General features: G+C 55.5%; 23 protein-coding genes and 1 tRNA gene. 11 read left to right on the top strand and 13 right to left on the bottom strand.

Features of this window, described 5'->3' with window-relative positions; all coding sequences use genetic code 11:
• The first annotated feature begins 70 nt into the window (after positions 1-70).
• The 8 genes from JYG33_RS10130 (at position 71) to JYG33_RS10165 (ending at position 6654) form a co-directional block, all read left to right on the top strand.
• Positions 71-997 carry a LysR substrate-binding domain-containing protein gene (locus JYG33_RS10130; protein ID WP_207872157.1) on the top strand — a complete coding sequence of 309 codons (927 nt, stop codon included), beginning with the start codon at positions 71-73 and terminating at the stop codon, positions 995-997.
• A 91-nt stretch (positions 998-1088) separates the two neighbouring features.
• Positions 1089-1412 (top strand): metalloregulator ArsR/SmtB family transcription factor, encoded by a 324-nt coding sequence (locus JYG33_RS10135; RefSeq protein ID WP_207872158.1) that lies wholly within the window; start codon positions 1089-1091, stop codon positions 1410-1412.
• A gap of 83 nt (positions 1413-1495) precedes the next feature.
• Positions 1496-2785 carry an arsenic transporter gene (locus JYG33_RS10140; RefSeq protein ID WP_207872159.1) on the top strand — a complete coding sequence of 430 codons (1290 nt, stop codon included), beginning with the start codon at positions 1496-1498 and terminating at the stop codon, positions 2783-2785.
• Between the two features lie 24 nt (positions 2786-2809).
• Positions 2810-3241 (top strand): arsenate reductase (glutaredoxin), encoded by a 432-nt coding sequence (gene arsC, locus JYG33_RS10145; RefSeq protein WP_207872160.1) that lies wholly within the window; start codon positions 2810-2812, stop codon positions 3239-3241.
• Positions 3228-3944 (top strand): arsenical resistance protein ArsH, encoded by a 717-nt coding sequence (gene arsH / locus JYG33_RS10150; RefSeq protein WP_243430142.1) that lies wholly within the window; start codon positions 3228-3230, stop codon positions 3942-3944. The genes arsC and arsH overlap by 14 nt, the downstream gene beginning before the upstream one ends.
• A 149-nt stretch (positions 3945-4093) precedes the next feature.
• On the top strand, positions 4094-4762 hold the full coding sequence (locus tag JYG33_RS10155) for a response regulator transcription factor (protein WP_207872162.1): 669 nt from the start codon (positions 4094-4096) through the stop codon (positions 4760-4762).
• Positions 4759-6159: an ATP-binding protein gene (locus JYG33_RS10160; RefSeq protein WP_207872163.1), complete on the top strand. Its 1401-nt coding sequence runs from the start codon at positions 4759-4761 to the stop codon at positions 6157-6159. Before JYG33_RS10155 ends, JYG33_RS10160 begins: the two co-directional genes overlap by 4 nt.
• An 87-nt stretch (positions 6160-6246) precedes the next feature.
• On the top strand, positions 6247-6654 hold the full coding sequence (locus JYG33_RS10165) for a NirD/YgiW/YdeI family stress tolerance protein (RefSeq protein ID WP_207872164.1): 408 nt from the start codon (positions 6247-6249) through the stop codon (positions 6652-6654).
• Between the two features lie 69 nt (positions 6655-6723).
• Here JYG33_RS10165 and JYG33_RS10170 read toward each other — a convergent pair whose 3' ends face one another.
• From JYG33_RS10170 to JYG33_RS10190, 5 genes are read right to left on the bottom strand one after another with little or no spacing between them, the layout of a single operon-like run.
• Positions 6724-6921, bottom strand: a complete 198-nt coding sequence (locus tag JYG33_RS10170; protein ID WP_207872165.1) for a hypothetical protein — start codon at positions 6919-6921, stop codon at positions 6724-6726.
• Between the two features lie 9 nt (positions 6922-6930).
• Positions 6931-8157, bottom strand: coding sequence for an aminotransferase class I/II-fold pyridoxal phosphate-dependent enzyme (locus JYG33_RS10175; RefSeq protein WP_243430143.1), 1227 nt, complete (start codon positions 8155-8157; stop codon positions 6931-6933).
• A gap of 10 nt (positions 8158-8167) precedes the next feature.
• Positions 8168-9382 carry an MFS transporter gene (locus JYG33_RS10180; RefSeq protein ID WP_207872166.1) on the bottom strand — a complete coding sequence of 405 codons (1215 nt, stop codon included), beginning with the start codon at positions 9380-9382 and terminating at the stop codon, positions 8168-8170.
• A gap of 39 nt (positions 9383-9421) precedes the next feature.
• Positions 9422-10144 carry an iron-containing redox enzyme family protein gene (locus JYG33_RS10185; protein ID WP_207872167.1) on the bottom strand — a complete coding sequence of 241 codons (723 nt, stop codon included), beginning with the start codon at positions 10142-10144 and terminating at the stop codon, positions 9422-9424.
• Positions 10145-10169: 25 nt separating this feature from the next.
• Entirely contained in the window at positions 10170-10724 is a 555-nt protein-coding gene (locus JYG33_RS10190; protein ID WP_207872168.1) for a GNAT family N-acetyltransferase, read from the bottom strand.
• Positions 10725-10901: 177 nt separating this feature from the next.
• Between JYG33_RS10190 and JYG33_RS10195 the strand changes: the two genes are divergently transcribed.
• Positions 10902-11885, top strand: coding sequence for a helix-turn-helix domain-containing protein (locus tag JYG33_RS10195; protein ID WP_207872169.1), 984 nt, complete (start codon positions 10902-10904; stop codon positions 11883-11885).
• Between the two features lie 142 nt (positions 11886-12027).
• Here JYG33_RS10195 and JYG33_RS10200 read toward each other — a convergent pair.
• The 6 genes from JYG33_RS10200 to tyrS form a co-directional block, all read right to left on the bottom strand.
• Positions 12028-12118 (bottom strand) — tRNA-Ser (locus tag JYG33_RS10200).
• Positions 12119-12360: 242 nt separating this feature from the next.
• Positions 12361-13509 carry a bifunctional diaminohydroxyphosphoribosylaminopyrimidine deaminase/5-amino-6-(5-phosphoribosylamino)uracil reductase RibD gene (gene ribD, locus JYG33_RS10205; RefSeq protein WP_207872170.1) on the bottom strand — a complete coding sequence of 383 codons (1149 nt, stop codon included), beginning with the start codon at positions 13507-13509 and terminating at the stop codon, positions 12361-12363.
• Positions 13510-13513: 4 nt separating this feature from the next.
• A complete protein-coding gene (gene nrdR / locus JYG33_RS10210) occupies positions 13514-13975 on the bottom strand; it encodes a transcriptional regulator NrdR (protein WP_207872171.1) in 462 nt (153 codons plus the stop codon).
• A gap of 36 nt (positions 13976-14011) precedes the next feature.
• Positions 14012-15262: a serine hydroxymethyltransferase gene (glyA, locus tag JYG33_RS10215; RefSeq protein WP_207872172.1), complete on the bottom strand. Its 1251-nt coding sequence runs from the start codon at positions 15260-15262 to the stop codon at positions 14012-14014.
• Positions 15263-15445: 183 nt separating this feature from the next.
• Positions 15446-16081, bottom strand: coding sequence for a YbhB/YbcL family Raf kinase inhibitor-like protein (locus JYG33_RS10220; protein WP_207872173.1), 636 nt, complete (start codon positions 16079-16081; stop codon positions 15446-15448).
• 19 nt (positions 16082-16100) lie between these two features.
• Positions 16101-17327: a tyrosine--tRNA ligase gene (gene tyrS / locus JYG33_RS10225; protein WP_207872174.1), complete on the bottom strand. Its 1227-nt coding sequence runs from the start codon at positions 17325-17327 to the stop codon at positions 16101-16103.
• 242 nt (positions 17328-17569) lie between these two features.
• On the opposite strand from tyrS, the gene JYG33_RS10230 reads away from it, so the two are divergent.
• Together JYG33_RS10230 and JYG33_RS10235 are read left to right on the top strand one after the other, a co-directional pair.
• On the top strand, positions 17570-18937 hold the full coding sequence (locus tag JYG33_RS10230; RefSeq protein ID WP_207872175.1) for a M23 family metallopeptidase: 1368 nt from the start codon (positions 17570-17572) through the stop codon (positions 18935-18937).
• Positions 18938-18942: 5 nt separating this feature from the next.
• Complete coding sequence (locus JYG33_RS10235; RefSeq protein ID WP_207872176.1) at positions 18943-20040, top strand: anhydro-N-acetylmuramic acid kinase; 1098 nt, start codon at positions 18943-18945, stop codon at positions 20038-20040.
• Positions 20041-20255: 215 nt separating this feature from the next.
• Here JYG33_RS10235 and erpA read toward each other — a convergent pair whose 3' ends face one another.
• Entirely contained in the window at positions 20256-20624 is a 369-nt protein-coding gene (gene erpA / locus JYG33_RS10240; RefSeq protein ID WP_003801826.1) for an iron-sulfur cluster insertion protein ErpA, read from the bottom strand.
• An 80-nt stretch (positions 20625-20704) separates the two neighbouring features.
• Entirely contained in the window at positions 20705-21442 is a 738-nt protein-coding gene (locus tag JYG33_RS10245) for a DUF6776 family protein (RefSeq protein WP_207872177.1), read from the bottom strand.
• Positions 21443-21468 lie beyond the last annotated feature (26 nt).

Below are 21468 nucleotides of genomic sequence, written 5' to 3' on the forward strand. Positions count from 1 at the left end.
CCATTTTTTGAGCAGTCCCATATAATTTTGTTATCAACTTTTTTACAGTCGGCTCCAAGCCGCCCCCAGCATGGACTTACGACAGCTACGCTACTTTGTGACCCTGGCCAATCAATGTCATTTCGGACGGGCGGCCAGCGTGCTGCATGTGGCTCAACCCGCACTGACCCGACAAATTCAGCTACTTGAAGAGGAACTGGGGGTGCAACTGTTTGTACGTCACTCGCGGGGAGCGACCCCCACCGAGGACGGGGAATATCTGCTGGAGCGGGCCACCGTCTTGCTCCACTACGCCGAACAGATCAAACAGGACATGATTGCTCGCCAACACAATCCTAGCGGTCCAATTTCTGTAGGTATTTCGCCAGGGCTGGCACTGACCTTGGCTACCCCACTAACCCGAGCTGTTCACCAGCGTTTGCCACAAGTCAGGTTGCGTTTTGTGGAAGCCTTTGCCCCTTCCCTGCACGAGATGATGCGCAAAGGCCAGGTTGATCTGGCCATTCTGAACGGCCCCATGTCGCTGGTGAACCTGCACACTTACCCTTTGCTGACCGAAGATCTGTGCCTGATTTGCCTGCCGCAAGACACTCGTGTCAAGGGCCCTGTCGTCACGCTCAAGCAACTGGCACGACTTCCTTTAATCATGACGGGTATCGCTAAATCAGGCATACGCATGGAGCTAGAAGCCAGTGCAGCCCATGCAGGTGTACACCTGAACCAGGTGGTAGAGGTGGAATCCATTGAAGTGGCGAAACGGCTGGTCCACGGCAAAGTAGGAGCTACGGTTCACTTTGCCGCCGCCGTACTGGAAGACATCGAGGCTGGCAGGCTAGTGGCCTATCCGATAGCGGGCCTGCATCTACGCCGCATACTGGCGCACCCTTCCGACCGCCCCGCCTCGCGTGCAACCCGCGAACTGGTGAATATTTTTGGCAGCGTAGTGCGTGAACTTAAAGACAAGGGGCGCTGGCCGCACGCGGCGCTGGATTTCTAAGACTTCTGAGCGAGAAAGAGGGCGTAAACAAACTAATTTGCCCAAAAAACACATCTATTCAATAATTCAAGAATTATTGTATTATATGTTTATGGAAGAATCTCAAGTTATCCGCTCACTGGCCGCCCTGGCCCACGAAGCCCGCCTGCGTGTGTTCCGCGCCCTGGTCGTCGCAGGCCCATCCGGTCTGACTCCCAGCATCCTGGCTGAACAGCTAGGCATCGCCCCCAACGCCCTCTCCTTCCATTTAAAGGAGTTAAGCAATGCGGGGCTTATCCATGCCGAGCGACAAGGTCGCAACCTGCTGTACAGCGCCACCTTTCCCGCCATGAATACTCTGCTCGCCTACCTGACTGAAAACTGCTGTCAGGGGGAAAGCTGCAACACCGCGCCTACCTCTTGCCCGCCGTGTTAAGCGATGCACCTGCACCAAGTTGAATCTACGCCTCTTGGCGTACCTTCTTTCTCACCTCAAGCCTCGAAACCAAGCCCTCTGTCATGCTAACGGCCGTTCTTATTTTCATTGCCACCTTAACCCTGGTGATCTGGCAGCCCAAAGGACTGGGCATCGGTTGGAGTGCATCATTCGGTGCCACCGCCGCCCTGCTTTCAGGCGTGGTGCAATGGGCTGATCTGGCAGTGGTCTGGGGCATCGTCTGGAACGCTACGGCCACCTTTGTCGCCATTATCATCATCAGCCTGATACTGGATGAAGCAGGCTTCTTTGAATGGGCCGCCTTGCATGTCGCTCGCTGGGGAGCCGGAAATGGGCGCAAGCTCTTTGCTTTTATCGTGATCTTGGGAGCCGCCGTCGCCACCCTGTTTGCCAATGACGGCGCCGCCTTGATTCTGACTCCCATCGTCATGGCCATGCTGCTTGCCTTGGGTTTTTCACCCGCCGCGACCCTAGCCTTTGTGATGGCGGCTGGTTTTATTGCCGACACCGCCAGTCTGCCTCTGGTCGTCTCCAATCTGGTGAACATCGTCTCGGCTGACTACTTCAAGCTGAGCTTCACAGAGTACGCTGCCATCATGACACCCGTCACTCTGGTTTCCGTGCTAGCCAGCCTGATCGTCCTGATGCTGTATTTCCGGCGTGACATCCCCACTGACTACCGTCTTGAGCAACTGAAACAGCCCGCTGAAGCTATCAAGGACAAGGCCACTTTCAAGGCTGGCTGGATAGTGCTGGCTTTACTGCTGACAGGCTTTTTTGCACTGGAGCCTTCAGGTATTCCCGTCAGCGCGGTAGCCGCCGTGGGGGCCATTATCCTTCTAGCCGTCGCGGCCCGTGGAACAGTAATCAGCACCCAAAAAGTGCTGCGTGGTGCCCCGTGGCAGATCGTCGTGTTCTCGCTAGGCATGTATCTGGTGGTGTATGGCCTGCGCAATGCCGGGCTAACGGATTATCTGGCCCTGCTCCTGGACAAATTCGCCCAGGCTGGCGTATGGGGTGCTGCAATGGGAACGGGCATCCTGTCGGCCCTGCTGTCCTCGGTGATGAACAATATGCCTACCGTGCTGGTCACCGCTTTATCGATTGATGCTTCCAGCGCGGAAGGTGCCGTCAAAGAAGCCATGATTTACGCCAATGTCATCGGCAGCGATCTGGGCCCTAAATTCACTCCCATCGGTAGCCTGGCTACCTTGCTGTGGCTGCACGTTCTGGCCCAGAAAGGTACAAAAATTAGCTGGGGCTATTACTTCAAGGTAGGGGCCATCCTGACCACACCTGTACTGCTCATCACCCTGGCGGCCCTGGCCTTACGCCTGGGTATTACAAACTGATTTCCTGACAAAGAGCACGACGCCATGACAGCCATCACCATCTATCACAACCCGGCCTGCGGCACGTCCCGCAATACGCTGGGCCTGATCCGCAATAGTGGTCAAGAGCCCACCATCATCGAATACCTGCAAACGCCGCCAGACCGAGCCACCCTGCTTCGCTTGATAGCAGACTGCGGCCTGAGCGTACGGGAAGTCCTGCGACAAAAAGGGACACCCTACGACGCGCTGCAATTAGGCGACCCGAAATGGCGTGACGAGCAACTGATTGATTTCATGCTGGAGCACCCGATTCTGATCAACCGCCCCATCGTTGTTACCCCACTGGGCACACGCTTGTGTCGCCCCTCTGAACAGGTACTGGAAATACTTCCCCAGCCGCAACAAGGTGCATTCTGGAAAGAAGACGGCGAGGCTGTCATTGATGCAAAAGGACAAAGAATTGAGCAAGTCTGAGCTACCCAATCTGGACGAACACGCTTTTAGAACCCCAGATCTGACAGAGCTGCTGCCTCAAAAACGTGCTTCACATCCACCCCGCATCCTGCTGTTGTACGGCTCCTTGCGAGAGCGCTCCTACAGCCGTTTTTTGACACAAGAAGCAGCACGATTGCTGGAAGCAATGGGTGCAGAAACCAGGCTCTTCGATCCCCATGGACTACCCTTGCCCGATGGAGCAACAGACGATCACCCCAAAGTGCAAGAGTTGCGCCAGTTAGTGCAGTGGGCTGAAGGCATGGTCTGGACCTCGCCCGAACGCCACGGCGCCATGAGCAGCGTCCTGAAAGCACAAATCGACTGGATACCGTTAAGCATCGGTGCGGTACGCCCCACACAAGGCAAAACACTGGCTGTCATGCAAGTGTCTGGCGGCTCGCAATCCTTTAACGCCTTGAACCAGATGCGCGTGCTGGGCCGCTGGATGCGCCTGATCACCATCCCTAACCAGTCTTCCGTTGCCAAAGCCTTTCTGGAGTTTGACGAAGAAGGCCGCATGAAACCTTCGTCCTACTACGAGCGAGTGGTGGATGTCATGGAGGAACTGGTCAAATTCACCCTGCTGACGCGTGACTGTGCGGAGTATCTGGTGGATCGATATAGCGAACGCAAGGAAACCGCGCAGGAGCTGTCAAAGCGGGTGAATCAGCGAAACATCTAGTGCGTCAATCGGGGAGGGAGACATCTAGCCACCGTACTTTTCAAAAACACGCAGCAGCGATACAAATAACTGACGTGCTTGCGGCGGCTTTGGCCCATGCCCCACACTAGCATCAGTTTCCCTTCATCTTTCCCTGCCAGGCTGTGCACATGCGTATTCTCTTGATCGAAGACGATCCCTCGCTAGGCAGTTCCTTGCAGTCATGGCTGCATCTGGACGGCTATGCTGTGGACTGGTTGCAACGGGGCGATCAAGTTGCGACGGCCTTGGCGACTCATACCTATCAATGCATATTGCTGGATCGGGGCCTGCCCGGTCTGGACGGCGATGCTGTTCTGCGCCGCTTGCGGGGAGCCGATGGATCTCATGCACAGGTTCCCGTCATTGTGATCACCGCCCGCGATACCTTGGCTGACCGAGTGCAAGGCCTGGATCTGGGGGCAGACGACTATCTGGTCAAACCGTTTGACCTTGAAGAGCTATCCGCACGAGTACGGGCAGCCTTACGCCGCAGCGCTGCACAAAGCACTCCCGAATGGCGTCACGGTCCCGTCACCATTGATCCAACAGCCAAACGCGTCACCTTGAACGACAAGCCCGTAGCCGTAACCGCACGCGAATTCGCCGTTCTACAAGCCTTGATGCACCATCCCACCCATATTTTGAGTCGCGCTCAGCTTGAAGAGGCGCTCTATGGCTGGAGCGAAGAAGTGGAAAGCAACGCTATCGAAGTACATATCTACAATTTGCGCAAGAAACTGGGCAGTGACTTCATCGTCACCGTACGTAATCAAGGCTATGTTCTGGCACCCGCATGAAACGCCTAATCCAGAAGCTGACTCGTATACGCTCTGCCTCAACGCCCTCGGCATCACGCCCGGAAGGCTGGTCCCTGCGACGTCGCCTGCTGTTTACCGTCATGGGAACCAGTATCGGCCTGTGGCTGGTCAGCCTGTCCATCGTGGTCAGTGTCGCCTGGTACGCTACTAGCGATGTTCTTGATGACGCCCTGGAAGAAGGTGCCCGCCTGGTCTTAATGCTGGACCCGCAGGAGGCTCAGGCCTCGTCCAATACAACGGGTACGCGTCTGAACCGGGACGATGCACTCAAGCTACGCATGTATTACCAGCTAGTAGCCTCAGACGGCCGCGTACTGCTGCGCGGCGACGACACTCCTGAAACGGCCTTTTTACCGCAGGCACACAGCAAGCAAACCACCACTGTCTGGGTCGACAATGAGCTTTGGCGGGTTTACGTCCGCCCCGGATCGGGAGGAGTGACGGCCCAAGTCGCCCAGCCTATGGAAGAGCGTCTGGAACTGCTGGAGGATATGGCCGAAAATCTGGCCTGGCCTGCATTGGGGCTACTGGCGCTGCTGGGTCTATCAAGCTGGTTCTTGATCCGACGCCTGATGCGTCCTTTGGAAGACACCGCCAAACTCATCAACTCCAAATCACCCGATGACCTCACGCCTGTGCAAGGCGGCAATCCGCCACGTGAACTGCAAGCCATGCTGGATGCACTGAACACCCTCATGGCGCGTCTATCCACAGCACTGGAAAGTGAGCGGCGCTTTACTTCCGATGCCGCGCACGAGCTACGCACTCCCCTGGCCGGGCTGCGCATGCGTGTCCAGTTAATTGAGCGTGAGCTGCAACTGCCTGATGCCCATCTGCAACAACTGCGTGCTGATCTGGATCGCTGCACTGCCCTGGTAGAAAGTCTGCTCGCCCTGACCAGACTGGAGCCGCAGGCAGAGCCTCTTAAGCGTGAAACCGTAGACCTGAACCAGCTTCTGGACAGCCTGATCCCATCATTGCGCTCTGTATCAGTGAATATAGAACGGGCCTTGGCCGTCACAAACTTGCAGGCTGCGCCCGTATTGCTAAGCAGCGCTTTACGCAACCTGATTGGCAATGCCATTCGTTACGGCGGCACGGGTGTCCGGGTAAGAATCGAAACGACGCGCAGACATGATGGCGGTGTCCGTCTGGCAGTCCGTGACAACGGACCTGGCGTCCCCCTTGAACAGCGGGCCAGGCTAGGAGAGCGGTTTTTTCGCGTACTTGGCTCCGGGCAAACGGGCAACGGCCTGGGTTTATCTATCGTGGCTCGCATCGCCGCCTTGCACGAGGCAAAGCTGTCCTTTGAAGATGGGCTGGGCGGCCAGGGTCTAAACGTCATCCTGGATTTCCCACCCAATTCAGTGCCTTAAGATTGTCTTCAGGTTCGGGGGGTCTAATAAAACCATTCCGCAATCGGCGGAACATTTACCCGGTAACCCGATACAGGAAACTCAATCATGCGATTCACTTTACCCACCCTCGCCGCCGTACTTGCTCTGAGCGCCACCGCTGCCATCGCGCAACCTGCCAGCTACACGGGCCCAAGCAATGCACCTCAGGCCGCCAGCACCACAGGCTCTTACTCGGGCCCTAGCAATGTGCCGCTAATGACGGTCAAGCAACTGTTGGAAACCGGCCGCGATGACCAGATCGCGCGTTTGCAAGGTCGCCTAGTCTCCTTTGAAGGCGACGAGCGCTACACATTTGAAGACGCCACCGGTCGCATCACCGTAGAGATCGACAACGAAGACTTCCCGGCCGGCCAGACCATCAATGCTGAACAGAAAGTGGAACTGACTGGGGAATTCGACAAAGGCCTGCGCAAAACGGAATTTGAAGTTGACCACCTGAGCCTGCTGCCTTAATCCTGCATGGTCACAGAACGGGCGGCGCCAAAATGGCCTGCCCGCCTTCCAAGCATGCGCTGAAAGCCATCAACCGCATAAACCACCAAAGGCGAGACCGTCAATCCGGCGGTCGCTCAGAACGGCGAAGTCAATCTGCAAGCTGAGCAACAAAGCGAACAAGCCAATAAAAACATACCAAAACCATTGCTTTCGGCGCCGCCCACCCTGTGACAGCACCAGCACATGGAAAGTCAGTACGGCTGAAAATAACAGTGTCAAAAACATCTGCCCCCCTCATTCCAGCGTCTCAAGCAAGGAGCATCCCTGCAAACTCTGACTCTTCTGCTCAAGAGCAATCTTGAGTGCCACATCAATGTCCTGCTGCAAATCGGCAAGCGATTCCAAACCTACGGACAAGCGCAGCAGATTATCCCCAATCCCGCAGCTCATACGATCCTCTGGTGACCAACGCCCATGCGTCGTCGATGCTGGATGCGTGACCATGCTGCGTGTGTCTCCAATATTGGTCGCGATTGAAATCAACTGCAAAGCATCCATACAAGCCCAAGCCTCTTTTTGGCTCATACCCACTTCAAAGCTGACTACCCCACCAAAACCGGCCTGCTGCGCGCAGGCTATTTCATGGCAGGGGTGCGACTCCAGGCCCGAGTAAAACACCGAACCTACCTTCGGATGCTTATCCAGCCAGCGCGCCATCGACAGTGTGTTGGCACTGATGCGCTGCATACGCAACTCAAGCGTCTCCAGGCTCTTGAGCAGTAACCATGCATTCATAGGACTCAAGCACGCTCCCTGCGAACGCAACACCGACCGCAGCGGCTGCATCAATGCATCGGCCCCACACACCACACCGGCAATGCACCGACCGTGACCATCCATATATTTACCGGCAGAATGCAATACCAGATCTGCACCTTGCCGCAATGGCCGCTGCAAAATAGGGGTCAGCATGGTGCTGTCTACCAGCAGCAATGCCCCATGGTCATGAGCCATGCGCGACAGCCGGGCAATATCGGCAACGTGCTGCATCGGATTTGCGGGAGTTTCCACAATAACCAGGCATGTATCACTGTCGATCGCCTTTTCCCAGGCATCGTAATCCAGCATGCCGACGACACGCACTTCAATGCCATAACGGGCAAAATGCTGGCGCAGCATGATCAGGGTCGTGCCAAACACATCACGTGCGCATACGATATTGCTACCACTCGCTGCAAACGCCATCACCACCGCTGACAGTGCCGCCATGCCGGATGCAAACGCCACCGCCGCTTCGGCCTCCTCCAGGAAGGCAACCCGCTGCTCGAACGTGTTGACTGTCGGATTGGTAAATCGACTATAGACATTGCCCGGTTCCGTCCCCCCAAAACGAGCAGCCGCCTCCCTCGCTGAGCTGAAAGAATAGGCAGACGTCAGTGCAAGCGGCTCACAAAAGCTGTCAGAAAAATCGACACCCTGTCCAATCCTGAGCATTTGGGTAGGACGTTGGTCATTGAACATGATAGAGATCTCAGTTGAATTCAGATTGAGCCCGTCGAAACACGGCAGACGACAGAAAGAGTGAAGAAACACCGGCGATCGCAGTCAGCATTGCCAGTACCATGACCGTCGCCTGATAGCTGCCCAGACGGTCATAGCCATAAGCACCTAATTGAGCAGATCCAAAAGCGCCTATCTGGTGAACCAGAAAAAGCATGCCAAATACCTGCCCCTTGACAGCGCCTCCATAGCGATCCAGACAGATCGCTGAGGTCAATATGACGGTTCCGAGATAACTGGCTCCAAATACGGCGGCAAATACGTAGGTCGTCACTATCCCGGAGGGGGCCAATAACAACGTCATGGCCAGACAACGTAATACGTAGAAAGCCGCCAGTAGCCGGTGCTGGGCAAAACGCACCGCCAACCAGCCAGCAGCCAAACCGCTAATCATTTCCAACACGCCAAACAGGCTCAGACTCATTCCCATGCTGGAGCGGCTGACTCCGGCATCTCGCCATAAAGGCACCAGATGGACGTCAATGAAGGCCATCGACGCTCCACAACCAAAGAAGCCAAAGGCGAGGACATAAAAGCCAGGGTCACGTAACACGACTGGCCAAGTGCCAACGCGTTTCTCGAGGACATTTCCAGCAGGCTCTTTCGCAGGCAAGGGCACACGTGCCCCCAACCAGAACAGCAAGGCCAAGGGTCCCAGGAACAACAGACCGACCGCAAAAAACACCTGCTGCCAGTCGAAATGGGATTGCAGCCACAACCAGAATGGGGAAAGAACAATAAATCCAATGGCGGTGCCATTGGTGATCAAGGCGTAAGCAAAACTTTTGTGTCTCTGGTCGAACAATCGATCAACCAAGATCCCCATGGGTACAAACGTCATCGCCGCAAGCGAAAACGCAGCCAGCAGCCCATACAAGATGACAAAAAGCCAATATTGATGAGGCAGAAGGCCAAGCAAAAGGAAGGCCCCTCCTCCCAGCACACTGCCGATCAATACGGTCCAGATAGGCCCAAAGCGATCAGACAAGGCGCCTACCATCGGCGAGGCCAGCCCGGATACCAAAAGGAATACCCCGCCAACAAAACCGAAGTCTGATCGGCCGCGCTCAAAAGAGAGAGCCAGGTCATTGAAATAGACCTGGAAAACCCCTTTGAACGCGCTAGAGAGGAACATGGCCAGAAATCCCAGCCCGACCAGAGAGCGGATCACATTCTTGTTTTGCATGAAGCAGCATCTACCTCATATTTTTATGGACGCACCCAATCAACTCAGACGAATGGTGCTGGGCTGGCAATACTCTCGATGCAAGTTGTCATACATATTCCAGAACAATGTGCAAGTATGGTCCACAGCCTCCAAGGCTTCTTTCTGCAACTTTTCAGTATTACAGAGCTCGGTCACCAAACTGAGCCCTTGCATGACATGGCCAACATCCTCTTCCTGGTGCACGGAAAAGAACAAAAGATCCTTGTCCTGCAAGCCATAGACGTCGCCCAAGAGGGTGTGCCGGGCCTCACCGGCCTTTGTCTCCAGGTTCTGGCCTTCGCTGGCGATCATGACGGCCGCCGCGCCCACATGGTAGCGCTGCGGATCCTCTACCGCTTTCAGTCGATAATCAATCAGTTCTTGCGTAGCGGGTAGAGCAGTTGCGGCGTCGCGCTCTTCATCACTGATTCCAAGGGCACGAATAAAGTTCTGCATCAAAACAACGTGATTGTCTGTTTGTGAGAGGCGACCCGTCTCTTCTTCATAAACATTAACCAGCAGCGCCCGCTTGAATTTTGGAACCGGGCAATAGAAAAAAAGATGCTCCACATAATGCAGGAAATGCTTGGTCAATTGATAACCTTGCAAAGCCACTTGCTTCAACAATTCCTTATTAGGCTGCTTCGTATTGAGCAATTCAATAAAGATAGGATGAGCCAAAGTAAGATGGCCATGCAATGTACTTTCAAGCTCATTTTTAAATTCTGACTTACTCAACATTTACAAGATCCTTTTTTAAGAATTCCTAAATTCCCATGCGTTGGGCCAGCACTTCTATGGATTGCGACATGTAGTGACCCGCAAAAACCTGTCCGGCCACACGGGCATAGTCCGGTAGAATCCCCCAGGTCTGAAAACCATATCGAGTCCATAAGCGATGTGCCCGAGACCCCTCGCGCACATCTAAAATAAACTGCTCGATGCCCAGCTCCCGAGCTCGACAGATCAAAGCTCGCAGCGCCTGTTTCGGCAAACCTTGTCCACGAAACCCCGGAGCCACGACAGCCTTGGCCAGCTCAGCGCTATGTCGGCAATTGGGCATGCCACTCAAATTCATCATCACAAAGAAGGCAGGTTGACCTGCATAGGTTGCATACAAGGCTTGCGTATCACCGTCTGCGACTCTGCGATTAAGAGCGTCCAGGAACATGTGCGCCTGCTCTCCCGAAAGCTCGGAAGCAAACCCCAACGTGCCGTTATCAGCGACCGTCATATTGATGAGCTCTAGCAAGCCAGAACCGGCAGATTCCATGAAAACAGGATTCCAATGCAGCTCAATGCCTCTTGATTCTTCCGCCACGACGACAAATCCTTTTCTCTGCAAAAAATTCTTATTTATCGTAGTTTCCAGACCATCAAACCTCCAGCTTGTTTCAGGACATAAATAGAAAAAAAAGACCATTAAAAGAAAAGAATAAAAAGCGATAACATCAGTAAATCAAATCAATGATTCATCCGAATAAGCCATGAAACAGCCATGAAACGGATTTTCTTTGTAGTCCTTCCCCAGATGCACATTTTGGATCTGGGAGGGCCTATGCAGATTTTTGCCTCGTTAACGGAACTGGATATAGCCGATGTAAAAATCCAGTGTGTAGGGCCGGAATCCCACTTGCAAAGCTACCAAGGGCTTTTTCTGAACGCGATCGCCCCCCTCCCGAAACGTCTGATCGAAGGAGATATCGTTGTCGTAGTCGGAAGCAAAATCCAGGCCGAACTCCCCGCTACACCGGCACAGCAAAAAGTGACGCACTGGCTAAGGGACATCGGAACCAAGCTCCCATCGGGAGTATTGATTGCCAGCGTCTGCACAGGCGCTGTACTGCTGGCACAAGCAGGGCTGCTGGATGGGCGCTTTTGCACGACCCATCACAACCACCTCAGAACCCTGCAACAGCTTGCGCCACAAGCACGGGTTATCAACAAACGCATCTTTGTGCAGGATGGTCCGATCTATACATCAGCGGGCGTTTCTGCGGGAATAGATCTGGCATTGCACCTGATCACTCAGTACTTCGGCAGCGCAATCAGCGCACGCATCGCACGCGAAAATCTGATTCAATTTCGGCGTCTGGAAGCAGACCCGCAGTTAAGCGTGCATCTGAGTTATCGCAATCACCATCACCCCTTGATTCATGCTGTGCAAGACTGGTTAGCACAACAGACGGTCCAAGCCCCGCTTGGAGAGTCCGTGATGACACAGTTTTCAGTCAGCTACAGGCATCTGAGCCGCCTGTTCATGAAAGAATGCGGCATCAGTCTAAAGCAATACCAACAAATCATGCGGCTGGACAGATCGCGCCAATTATTTATGGATACTGACTGGTCTATTGAGCGCATTGTTGAGCATTGCGGTTTTGCCAGCCTGCAATCATTTCGTGCCGCCTGGCGGCAACACGAAACACTGCCTCCTTCAAAATGGCGGGAGAAGCAAAAGCGGGACTTTCAAGGCCTGAGCTGATCTTGCCCTGTCCCCTGTCGGCAAGCTTTTTGCAGCAACTACGCGGAGTCGGCCTGCAAATGAATTATTAATTTCACCGACGTTGTAAAACAGACCCAACAAAAAAGCCCCCGCACATTGCTGTGCAGGGGCTTTTGAATTCTGGCGGACAGAGGGGGATTCGAACCCCCGATACGCTATAAACGTATACACGCTTTCCAGGCGTGCGCCTTCAACCACTCGGCCACCTGTCCTAACTGTTCTTTTTGGCCAAGCAATTTGAAGCTGCTAATGCCAAGTCCATAATAATAGCAGCACTTGCCCTTGTAACGCAAGCGCTCAAATTTTTTCCGTGGCTAATTGTTGGTGGCAACCAAGCAGCAACATCCATTTATATTGAACATGGCCTCTTGGCTTGTGTGCATAAGGACCATTGCCATGGTTGCGCAGGTCTTTTGCCTTCTTTCCAGGCCAAACCGTGATACAGAAAAATGATTTATTCAGAGTCCGGCGGATAAGCCCCACCTACCGCTCGCAGCAAGGCTTCCCAATGATCGCGTTGGCGCGCCAGGACACGCAAGTCGGCACCCAGCAGGCGCACATCGGTAAACTCGAACGGCTCTACATCGTCCAGCCCGGCCAGCTCGGTAATATCAGCCACGCCTCGCCCCTGCCCCAGAATTTTGGGAGCCAGATACATCAGCAATTGGTCGACTACACCCGCGTCAATCAAGGCGCCGGAAAGACGGGCACCGGCTTCTGCATGGACTTCATTGATCTGTTGATCCGTCATCCAATCCAGAACGGCACGCACATCCACTTGGCCTTCGTGCAAAGGCATGGGAATGACTTGTGCATTGCGATCTGCCAATTCGGCCTCGCGTTCGGGATCTCGACGGTGGCTGAATACCCAGCATGGCGTGCCGTCCAACATGGCGGCTTTCGGGTCCATGCGCAAATGCGTGTCCAGCACAGCCTTGATCGGTGGCCGCGGTGTGGAAACCGCCCGCACATTCATCAGCGGGTTATCAGCGTGCACGGTTCCGATGCCAGTCAGCACCACACAACTACGAGCACGCCAATGATGTCCATCATCACGAGCCTGAGGCCCGGTAATCCATTGAGAGCGACCATCTGGCAAAGCACTGCGGCCATCCAGCGAGGCGGCCATTTTCATCCACAACCAGGGACGTCCACGCGTCATGCGGGCAAAGAAACCGGCGTTGATCGCCAATGCCTGCTCTACGCACAAAGGTCCATCTACAGTGATTCCCGCCTGACGCAGACGCGAAACGCCGTTGCCTGCCACTAGAGGATTGGGGTCGTACATGGAAAAGACGACTCGTCCGGCTCCCGCCTTGACCAAGGCATCTGCACAAGGAGGCGTGCGCCCGTGGTGGCTGCAAGGCTCCAGTGTGACGTAGAAGGTGGCACCCGCCACATTCACACCACGCTCTTTAGCCTGTCGCAAGGCCATGACTTCGGCGTGAGGGCCACCCGCCTGTTGCGTCGAGCCCGAGGCCAGTAACTGGCCGTCGCGCACAATCAGGCAGGCGACTCGCGGATTAGGGGCGCTGATATAAAGGGATTTTTCGGCCAGCTCCAGGGCTTGCCGCATCCAGATGACGTCTTCTTGCTCGACCATAGCCTTAGCCGCGGCCGGGATCGTTCATTTCGTCGATCGCCTGCACGAACTCGCGGATATCTTTAAAGCTCTTGTAGACCGAGGCAAAGCGCACATACGCTACCTGATCCAGCTCTTTGAGCTCGGCCATGACCAGCTCGCCGATGGTCTCGGAGGAGACTTCCCGTTCGCCCGTCAGTTGAAGTTTTTCTTCGATGCGCTGCACAGCCGCATCGACCTGAGCCATGGGAATAGAGCGTTTGCGTAGCGCAACGCCCATGCTCGCCCGCAGTCTTGCGGGGTCAAATTCCATACGAGTACCATTGCGCTTGGCCACAACGGGCAGGCTCAGTTCAGCACGTTCGTAGGTTGTGAAGCGCCGTTCACAGGCCGAGCATTTACGACGTCGCCGTATGGCGTCGCCTTCTTCGGTGATTCGAGAGTCGATCACCTGGGTATCGGCATGGTGGCAGAACGGACACTTCATTCAAGATCGCGGGCCTTGCGGCCCGCTCCGGCTGGATTACTTGGAGGAGTAAACGGGCAACTTGGCAGTCAGCTCGTGTACACGGCGACGAACATCCGCCAAAACGGCTTCGTCGTGAGGATTGTCCAGTACATCAGCAATCAGGTGCGCCGTCAATTCCGCTTCCGCTTCTTTAAAGCCGCGAGTAGTCATGGCAGGCGTACCCAAACGCACACCGCTGGTGACGAATGGCTTTTCAGGGTCGTTAGGAATGGCGTTCTTGTTAACCGTGATGTGGGCTTTGCCCAGCGCTTCTTCGGCCACTTTACCAGTGATGCCCTTAGGACGCAGGTCCACCAGCATGACGTGGCTTTCGGTACGACCGGACACGATACGCAGACCGCGCTCGACCAGCGTGCGAGCCAGCACGTCAGCGTTTTTCACGACCTGAGCCGCGTAGGTCTTGAATTCAGGGGCCAGGGCCTCTTTGAACGCAACAGCCTTACCAGCGATCACGTGGATCAGTGGACCACCTTGAATGCCGGGGAAAATAGCCGAGTTGATGGCTTTTTCGTGTTCGGCCTTCATCATGATGACGCCACCACGAGGACCACGCAGGGATTTGTGAGTCGTCGACGTCACGAAGTCAGCATGAGGAACGGGGTTGGGGTAAGCACCACCCGCCACCAGACCGGCGTAGTGAGCAATGTCCACCATGAACAGGGCGCCGTTTTCATGGGCAATACGAGCCATGCGTTCAAAGTCGATACGCAGGGCGTAAGCCGAAGCACCACCCACGATCAGCTTGGGCTTGTGCTCTTTGGCCAGGCGCTCCAGCTCGTCGTAGTCCAGCTCTTCGTTTTCGTCCAGACCGTAGGACACAAAGTTGTACAGCTTGCCCGATGCGTTCACGGGGGAACCGTGGGTCAAGTGACCGCCTTCAGCCAGGCTCATGCCCAGAACGGTGTCACCAGGTTTGAGTACAGCCATGTACACGCCCTGGTTGGCTTGCGAACCGGAGTTGGGCTGCACGTTGGCAGCTTCAGCGCCAAACAGCTCTTTCAGACGGTCAATAGCCAGTTGTTCGACCACGTCCACGAACTCGCAACCACCGTAGTAGCGCTTGCCTGGGTAACCTTCCGCGTATTTATTGGTCAGTTGTGTGCCCTGGGCCTGCATCACGGCAGGGCTGGTGTAGTTTTCCGAGGCGATCAGCTCGATGTGCTGCTCCTGGCGCACATCTTCGTTTTGAATCGCAGCCCAAAGATCGGGGTCAACTTTGTCAAGAGTCGCAGAACGGTCAAACATGAGGGTTCCTAAGGATAAAGTGGTAGCAAACTAAGAAAGCGGTATTTTAGCGCGGAAGCACGGGAAACCACCGAGACAAACGCCTCTGGTGGCAGAAACCCCAAAAAAAGTGGAAATAAGTAAGGCGGCGGCAGGCGGACTCAAGAGAATATGAAAAAAACTCAAGCAGTCCGCCTTGGGGAATCAGGATTGCTGGATCAAACGGGGATTCAGGGTGTACACGCCGGTCAAGGCGGCACGTCCCAGGATATGACCTTCCATGGCGCGCAATACGTCCTGACCATTGAAGCGACCTTCCAGAGGCAGCTCAGCAATATCCAGGGCGTAAACGGTAAAGACATAACGGTGCGGCAAGGCGTCGTTCCACGGGGGGCACGGGCCGTCGTAGCCGAAGTAGTCACCGTTCATGTCGCGGTCACTGGCAAACCAGTTGGTATAGTCGTTCACGCCCTGACGAGTATCGTCCAGAGCCAATGGACCGGCTTTACCGCGTGGCGTAATGCCCTTGGAATAAGAGCCTTCTGCCAGACTACGCAATTCGGGCGAGACGTTGATCAAGACCCAATGGAAGAAATCCACCCGTGGCAAATCTGCCGGTACCTCGCGTCCGTCCTGATTCACATCATCCGGCTTGCTAGGGACATCGGGGTCGTGGCAAATAACTACGAAGGATTGGGTCTGCTCGGGAACATCGGACCATTCCAGATGCGGATTGGCATTACCAGCCAAGGCGACTCTTGATTGAGCGTCGTAACGGCAAAATGCCAGACGCTCAGGAATCACGCTCTGATCTTGAAAAGAATCACTACGCAGTTTCATTGCAGACCTCCACAATCAATCAGCCGGTCAAAGTGACGCGCGCAAACTTGCGCTTGCCCACTTGCAGCACATAGCTGCCCGGCTCCAGTTGCAAACCTTTATCGTCCACACGCTCGCCATTAATGCGCACACCGCCCTGCTCCACGTTGCGCTGGGCTTCGCTGCTGGAAGCAACCAGACCCGCTTCGCGCAAGACACGCAGCAAGACCAGTTCGCCAGCCACGGTGACCTCGGGCATATCTTCGGGCATTTCGCCACGACGGAAACGGGCATCAAAGGTTTCCAGTGCCTGCTCGGCGGCTTGGGCATTGTGGAAACGCGTGACGATCTCCTGTGCCAGCTCCACTTTCACTTCGCGTGGGTTACGGCCTTCTTCAATCTGCTTTTGCAGACCGGCAATGTCTTCCAGGCTACGGAAAGACAGCAGCTCGAAGTAACGCCACATCAAGGTGTCGGAGATGGACATCAACTTGCCGAACATGGAGTCCGGCGTTTCACTGATACCAATGTAATTGCCTTTGGACTTGGACATTTTCTCTACGCCGTCCAAACCCACCAGCAATGGCATGGTCAAAATACATTGCTGTTCCTGACCATATTCTTTTTGCAATTCACGGCCCACCAGCAAATTGAATTTCTGGTCGGTACCGCCCAATTCCACATCGGCTTTCAATTGAACGGAATCGTAGCCCTGCAATAGGGGATACAGAAACTCGTGCACCGAGATAGGCTGATTCGCTTTGAAGCGTTTGGTGAAATCATCACGCTCCATCATGCGGGCCACGGTATAGCGGGAAGCCAATTGAATCATGCCGCGCGAACCGAGCTTGTCGCACCATTCGGAGTTGTAGCGAACTTCCGTACGGGCGGGGTCCAGAACCAGCGAAGCCTGCTCGTAGTAGGTCTTGGCGTTGGCAATGACCTGCTCGGGCGTCAAAGGCGGGCGGGTGGTGTTGCGGCCGCTGGGATCTCCGATGGTCGAGGTGAAGTCGCCAATCAAGAAGATGACGGTATGCCCCAGATCCTGTAGCTGGCGCATCTTGTTGAGCACCACCGTGTGCCCCAGATGAATATCGGGAGCCGTGGGGTCCAGACCCAGCTTAATCCGCAAGGGCTGTCCTGTTGCATGGCTGCGCGCCAGTTTGCGGGCAAACTCGGATTCGACGAGCAATTCGTCGCAACCACGTTTGACAATGGCTAAATCAGCCAGGACTTCTGGAGAAAGGGGCTCTGAGGGGGATGACATAACAAATCTGGTGACAAACTAATGAGTAAAAATGCTCGAAAAATTAAGCCTAATGCGCTAGGATAGCCTGCTATTGCGACACGTGCTTAAGAATTGAGCAAGGTTTCGTAAACCCAATTATTTTATCATTCCCGCGCAGGTCAGATTGCCAGGGCTGGAATGTTCTGTCCGCCCAGTACAACTGACCTCCGCCTGCCAGCCGGGTGGACGGTGAACCGTACGTCCAACAAGGTTCTGGTTTTATGTTCAGCAAAGGGAAACGCTCCTCCTCCCACCTCGACATCCACCAGCCTCGGTCCGCCCGAGCCCTTTTTATCCGCGCCGGTTTAATCACGCTTGCCCTTGGCTCTTTTGTCGCCGCTGGTGCTCTTGCCGTGGTGATGCCCAGCAGCCCCGAACCCCTGATCTACCAAGCCCGCACAGCCCTGACCCTGCCGTCAGACCTGACCGTGCTGCAGACTCAGGATCAGCAAGCCTACATTACTGAAACCCGTATCCGCCGTGGCGACACCTTGTCCGCCTTGCTTCAGCGCATGGAAGTCAGCGAAGAAGGCCTGTTGCAGTTTCTGACGCACGACAAGCAAGCGCGATCTATCTACAAGCTGTACCCCGGCCGCACCGTACAAGCCGCAATGGATGCCAATGGCAACTTGCAGTGGCTGCGCTACCGTCACACACCGTACTCCGAACAATCTGGCCAGGGCCTGGCCCGCTGGCTGGAAGTCCGTCCCAATGGCGACGATGGCTTTATCGCCCTGGAGCAGACCGACCTCACCCAGACCCGAGTGCGCGTGGCTCAAGCCACTATCAATAGCTCGCTGTTTGGTGCCAGCGATCAGGCCGGTATTCCCGACAACATCACCTTGCAAATGGCAGACGTGATGGGCAGCAAGATCGACTTCCTGAAAGACCTGCGCAAAGGCGACAGCTTCCGCGTGGTCTACGAGTCCTATGGTCACGAAGGCCAGGACGTGGGTTCGGGCCGCTTGCTGGCGGTGGAATTCATCAATCAGGGCAAAACCCATGAAGCCGCCTGGTTCCAGCCTGACAATGGCTCCGGCGGTTACTACGACTTCAGCGGCCAAAGCCTGAAAGGCGCTTTCCTGCGTACCGCCCTGAAGTTCACCCGTATCAGCTCCACCTTTGGCGGTCGCCGCCACCCCGTACATGGCGGCTGGCGCGACCACAAGGGCGTGGACTACGCGGCTCCCTCGGGCACCCCCATCCATGCCACAGCAGACGGCGTCGTTGAGTTCGTAGGCCGCCAGAACGGTTACGGCAACACCATTATTCTCAAGCACCACGGCGAGTTCACCACGCTGTACGCCCACCAAAGCCGCTTTGCAGCAGGCCTGCGCAAGGGTGATCGCGTCGAGCAAGGTCAACTGATTGGTTACGTCGGCTCGACCGGCTGGGCGACTGGCCCGCACCTGCACTACGAATTCCGTATTGCACAAAAAGCGATTGACCCTCTGTCGGTAGACCTGCCCGTAGCACGTGTACTGGATGCTCCACAACGCAAGCAGTTCCAGCAAACACTGGCTTCCTACCAGAACAGCTTTGCCTTGCTGCACACAGGCGACGAGCCTGTAGCCTTGGCCAACCGCTAAAGCCGATGCAAGCCCCCCTGTTTATCGGACTGATGTCTGGTACCAGCATGGACGGTGTAGATGCCGTGCTGGCATCCTTCGGCCCACAGGGGGCACAGATACACCAAACCCACAGCCTGCCCATGCCAGCCGCTCTGCGAGACGAGCTGCTGGCTTTGCAGCACCCCGGGCACAACGAGCTGGCCCGCGCCAGTATGGCCGCCCTGCAGCTTACCGAACTCTACGCCCAAGCCTGCCAACCCTGGACTCAAGGCCCGGAAAAAGACCTGATCCAGGCGATTGGCGTACACGGCCAGACTATCCGCCATGCGCCTGACCAAGGCTATACCCTGCAATTGAATGCCCCTGCCCTGCTGGCCGAACGCTGTGGGGTGGATGTGATTGCGGATTTCCGCAGCCGAGATATCGCAGCGGGTGGACAAGGTGCGCCTTTGGTGCCTATTGTTCATGAGGCGCTCTTCCGTCACGAGCATGGCCGCGTCATTCTGAACCTGGGCGGGATTGCGAATATTTCCCTGCTACTGCCTGGGCGTGATGTGTTTGGCTTCGATACCGGCCCGGCAAATATGTTGCTGGATGCCTGGGTGAACAAACATCAAGGCCAGCCCTACGATAAAGATGGACAGTGGGCCAATAGCGCTACCTCTGACCCCGCCCTGCTCGCCAGCCTGTTAAGCGAACCCTGGCTTGCTCTGCCTGCGCCTAAATCCACAGGCCGTGATCTGTTCAACTTAGGGTGGTTACAGGAGCATCTGGATCGTGTTGATCCGAAAGGCGAGCTTCAACCTGCTGTAGTGCAATCCACTCTGATGGATCTGACGGCTCATAGCATTGCACAGGCTATCCGGCCTTACGCAGATCAGACTCAGGAATTGATTGTGTGTGGCGGTGGCGCTGCCAATCCAGCCATGCTGAAACGCTTGGGCGCTCTAGTGGCGATGCCGATCCGCTCCAGCGCCGAGCTGGGCATGGATCCGCAATCCATCGAAGCTCTGGCCTTTGCCTGGCTGGCTTACGCGCATATCGAACGCATTCCTGCGGGACTGCCCGCTGTGACAGGTGCGCGACGTGCGACGGTGCTGGGTGCTTGTTATCCGGCTTGAAAGCCATCTTGACGTAGCAAGGCTACTTTAAAGACCTACAGAACCCTAATCCGTCGGTCAGAGCCAAGCCGACAACGTCGAAACTAAGCAGCCGCACCTGGACTCCCAGCCCTAGTAAACAAAACACCCCAGACCCTGCATTCAGAGTCTGGGGTGTTTTTATATAAACCTACTTAAGCCGCCAGCGCTGAACTAACAGCGCCAGCCCTGCCTTCTTACATCGTGAAGGAAGAGCCGCAACCGCAGGTAGTTGTCGCATTAGGATTACGGATAACGAACTGAGCACCGTCCAGGTCGTCTTTGTAATCAATCTCTGCGCCCACCAGATATTGGAAGCTCATGGCGTCAACCAGCAGTTGCACGCCATCTTTATCAATAATGGTGTCGTCGTCGTTAACCAGTTCGTCAAAAGTGAAGCCGTACTGGAAGCCGGAACAGCCGCCACCTTGCACGAAGACGCGCAGCTTCAGTTCGGGGCTGCCTTCTTCAATCAGGAGCTCACGGACCTTCTCAACCGCTGAATCAGTAAAGATCAGTGGGGAAGGAGGGGCTTGCAGATCAACGGATTCGGTAAGAGTGCTCATGTGGTTCTCCTGCCGGCCCCCGCCGGCATGAATAATTATCATGTGATCGCCTTGCACATGACCACCCGTGGGTTGGGTGATTAGTCTGGCTGGGCGATTTTTTCCTGGCGGGAGGCGCGGATAACGCTTCCTTCCAGGACATTCAGCGTCAAGGCGGTGGGCTCAAAGTCTGGCGGTAAAGCCAGCCAACCCATGGCGCGCTGAAACTGGTTGAAGTTTAAAACCAAGGGATCAATCTGTTCTACAGATGACTCTGCCAGCGCCGAGTCCGGCCCGGAACTGGGTGATAGATCGATTTTAACGGTTTTTCCGCCTTGCCGCCCAGTCAACTGAAACTGAAGACGACCGGAAAAAGTCTTTCCTTCTGGGGCGTTACGTTGCAGCACCACCTTGTACTCCAGCAAATCGCCCCGTTTACTAACGTCCAAGGCCCGGACAGTGACAGAGCCGCTGGGGCCTGGAGGGAGCAACTGCTCGTAAAAGGCCAGTTGTTCGCGTGTCTGCGCCAGCTCAGTCTGGGTAGCGAGCAAGGACTTTTCCAAACCCTTGCGGGTGCTCTCTTCCAGAACCAGTTGCCCGCGCAAGCCTTCAAACTCGCTTTGTATCTGCTGCAAGGATTGCTGGCTACGCGTCAAATTCTGCATAGCCAACTGAATTTGTTCGGACTGATCAGCCGGTTGCGTCAGACTGCGATATAGCCACAGGCCTCCGCCGCCCAACAGCACGCCGACTAATACAGCTAATGCAATGATAGACGCCCCGCCCCGCGAACGGGAGGGAGCGACAGTCTGAGAAGTGGTTTGCGGTGATTCAGCCATAAACATTTGACCTGTTCACCAAGACC

Source organism: Alcaligenes sp. SORT26 (assembly GCF_017377875.1).
Taxonomy (GTDB): Bacteria; Pseudomonadota; Gammaproteobacteria; order Burkholderiales; family Burkholderiaceae_B; genus Alcaligenes; species Alcaligenes parafaecalis.

Bases quoted from the DNA above. Each gene is read 5' to 3' on its own strand.
- tyrS (WP_207872174.1), bottom strand. From the start codon at position 17,327: ATGTCATCCCCCTCAGAGCCCCTTTCTCCAGAAGTCCTGGCTGATTTA.
- JYG33_RS10230 (WP_207872175.1), top strand. From the start codon at position 17,570: ATGTTCAGCAAAGGGAAACGCTCCTCCTCCCACCTCGACATCCACCAG.
- JYG33_RS10235 (WP_207872176.1), top strand. From the start codon at position 18,943: ATGCAAGCCCCCCTGTTTATCGGACTGATGTCTGGTACCAGCATGGAC.
- JYG33_RS10185 (WP_207872167.1), bottom strand. From the start codon at position 10,144: ATGTTGAGTAAGTCAGAATTTAAAAATGAGCTTGAAAGTACATTGCAT.
- glyA (WP_207872172.1), bottom strand. From the start codon at position 15,262: ATGTTTGACCGTTCTGCGACTCTTGACAAAGTTGACCCCGATCTTTGG.
- JYG33_RS10195 (WP_207872169.1), top strand. From the start codon at position 10,902: ATGAAACGGATTTTCTTTGTAGTCCTTCCCCAGATGCACATTTTGGAT.
- JYG33_RS10155 (WP_207872162.1), top strand. From the start codon at position 4,094: ATGCGTATTCTCTTGATCGAAGACGATCCCTCGCTAGGCAGTTCCTTG.
- JYG33_RS10220 (WP_207872173.1), bottom strand. From the start codon at position 16,081: ATGAAACTGCGTAGTGATTCTTTTCAAGATCAGAGCGTGATTCCTGAG.
- JYG33_RS10140 (WP_207872159.1), top strand. From the start codon at position 1,496: ATGCTAACGGCCGTTCTTATTTTCATTGCCACCTTAACCCTGGTGATC.
- erpA (WP_003801826.1), bottom strand. From the start codon at position 20,624: ATGAGCACTCTTACCGAATCCGTTGATCTGCAAGCCCCTCCTTCCCCA.
- JYG33_RS10180 (WP_207872166.1), bottom strand. From the start codon at position 9,382: ATGCAAAACAAGAATGTGATCCGCTCTCTGGTCGGGCTGGGATTTCTG.
- nrdR (WP_207872171.1), bottom strand. From the start codon at position 13,975: ATGAAGTGTCCGTTCTGCCACCATGCCGATACCCAGGTGATCGACTCT.
- JYG33_RS10170 (WP_207872165.1), bottom strand. From the start codon at position 6,921: ATGTTTTTGACACTGTTATTTTCAGCCGTACTGACTTTCCATGTGCTG.
- JYG33_RS10165 (WP_207872164.1), top strand. From the start codon at position 6,247: ATGCGATTCACTTTACCCACCCTCGCCGCCGTACTTGCTCTGAGCGCC.
- JYG33_RS10135 (WP_207872158.1), top strand. From the start codon at position 1,089: ATGGAAGAATCTCAAGTTATCCGCTCACTGGCCGCCCTGGCCCACGAA.
- arsC (WP_207872160.1), top strand. From the start codon at position 2,810: ATGACAGCCATCACCATCTATCACAACCCGGCCTGCGGCACGTCCCGC.
- JYG33_RS10245 (WP_207872177.1), bottom strand. From the start codon at position 21,442: ATGGCTGAATCACCGCAAACCACTTCTCAGACTGTCGCTCCCTCCCGT.
- JYG33_RS10175 (WP_243430143.1), bottom strand. From the start codon at position 8,157: ATGTTCAATGACCAACGTCCTACCCAAATGCTCAGGATTGGACAGGGT.
- JYG33_RS10160 (WP_207872163.1), top strand. From the start codon at position 4,759: ATGAAACGCCTAATCCAGAAGCTGACTCGTATACGCTCTGCCTCAACG.
- ribD (WP_207872170.1), bottom strand. From the start codon at position 13,509: ATGGTCGAGCAAGAAGACGTCATCTGGATGCGGCAAGCCCTGGAGCTG.
- JYG33_RS10130 (WP_207872157.1), top strand. From the start codon at position 71: ATGGACTTACGACAGCTACGCTACTTTGTGACCCTGGCCAATCAATGT.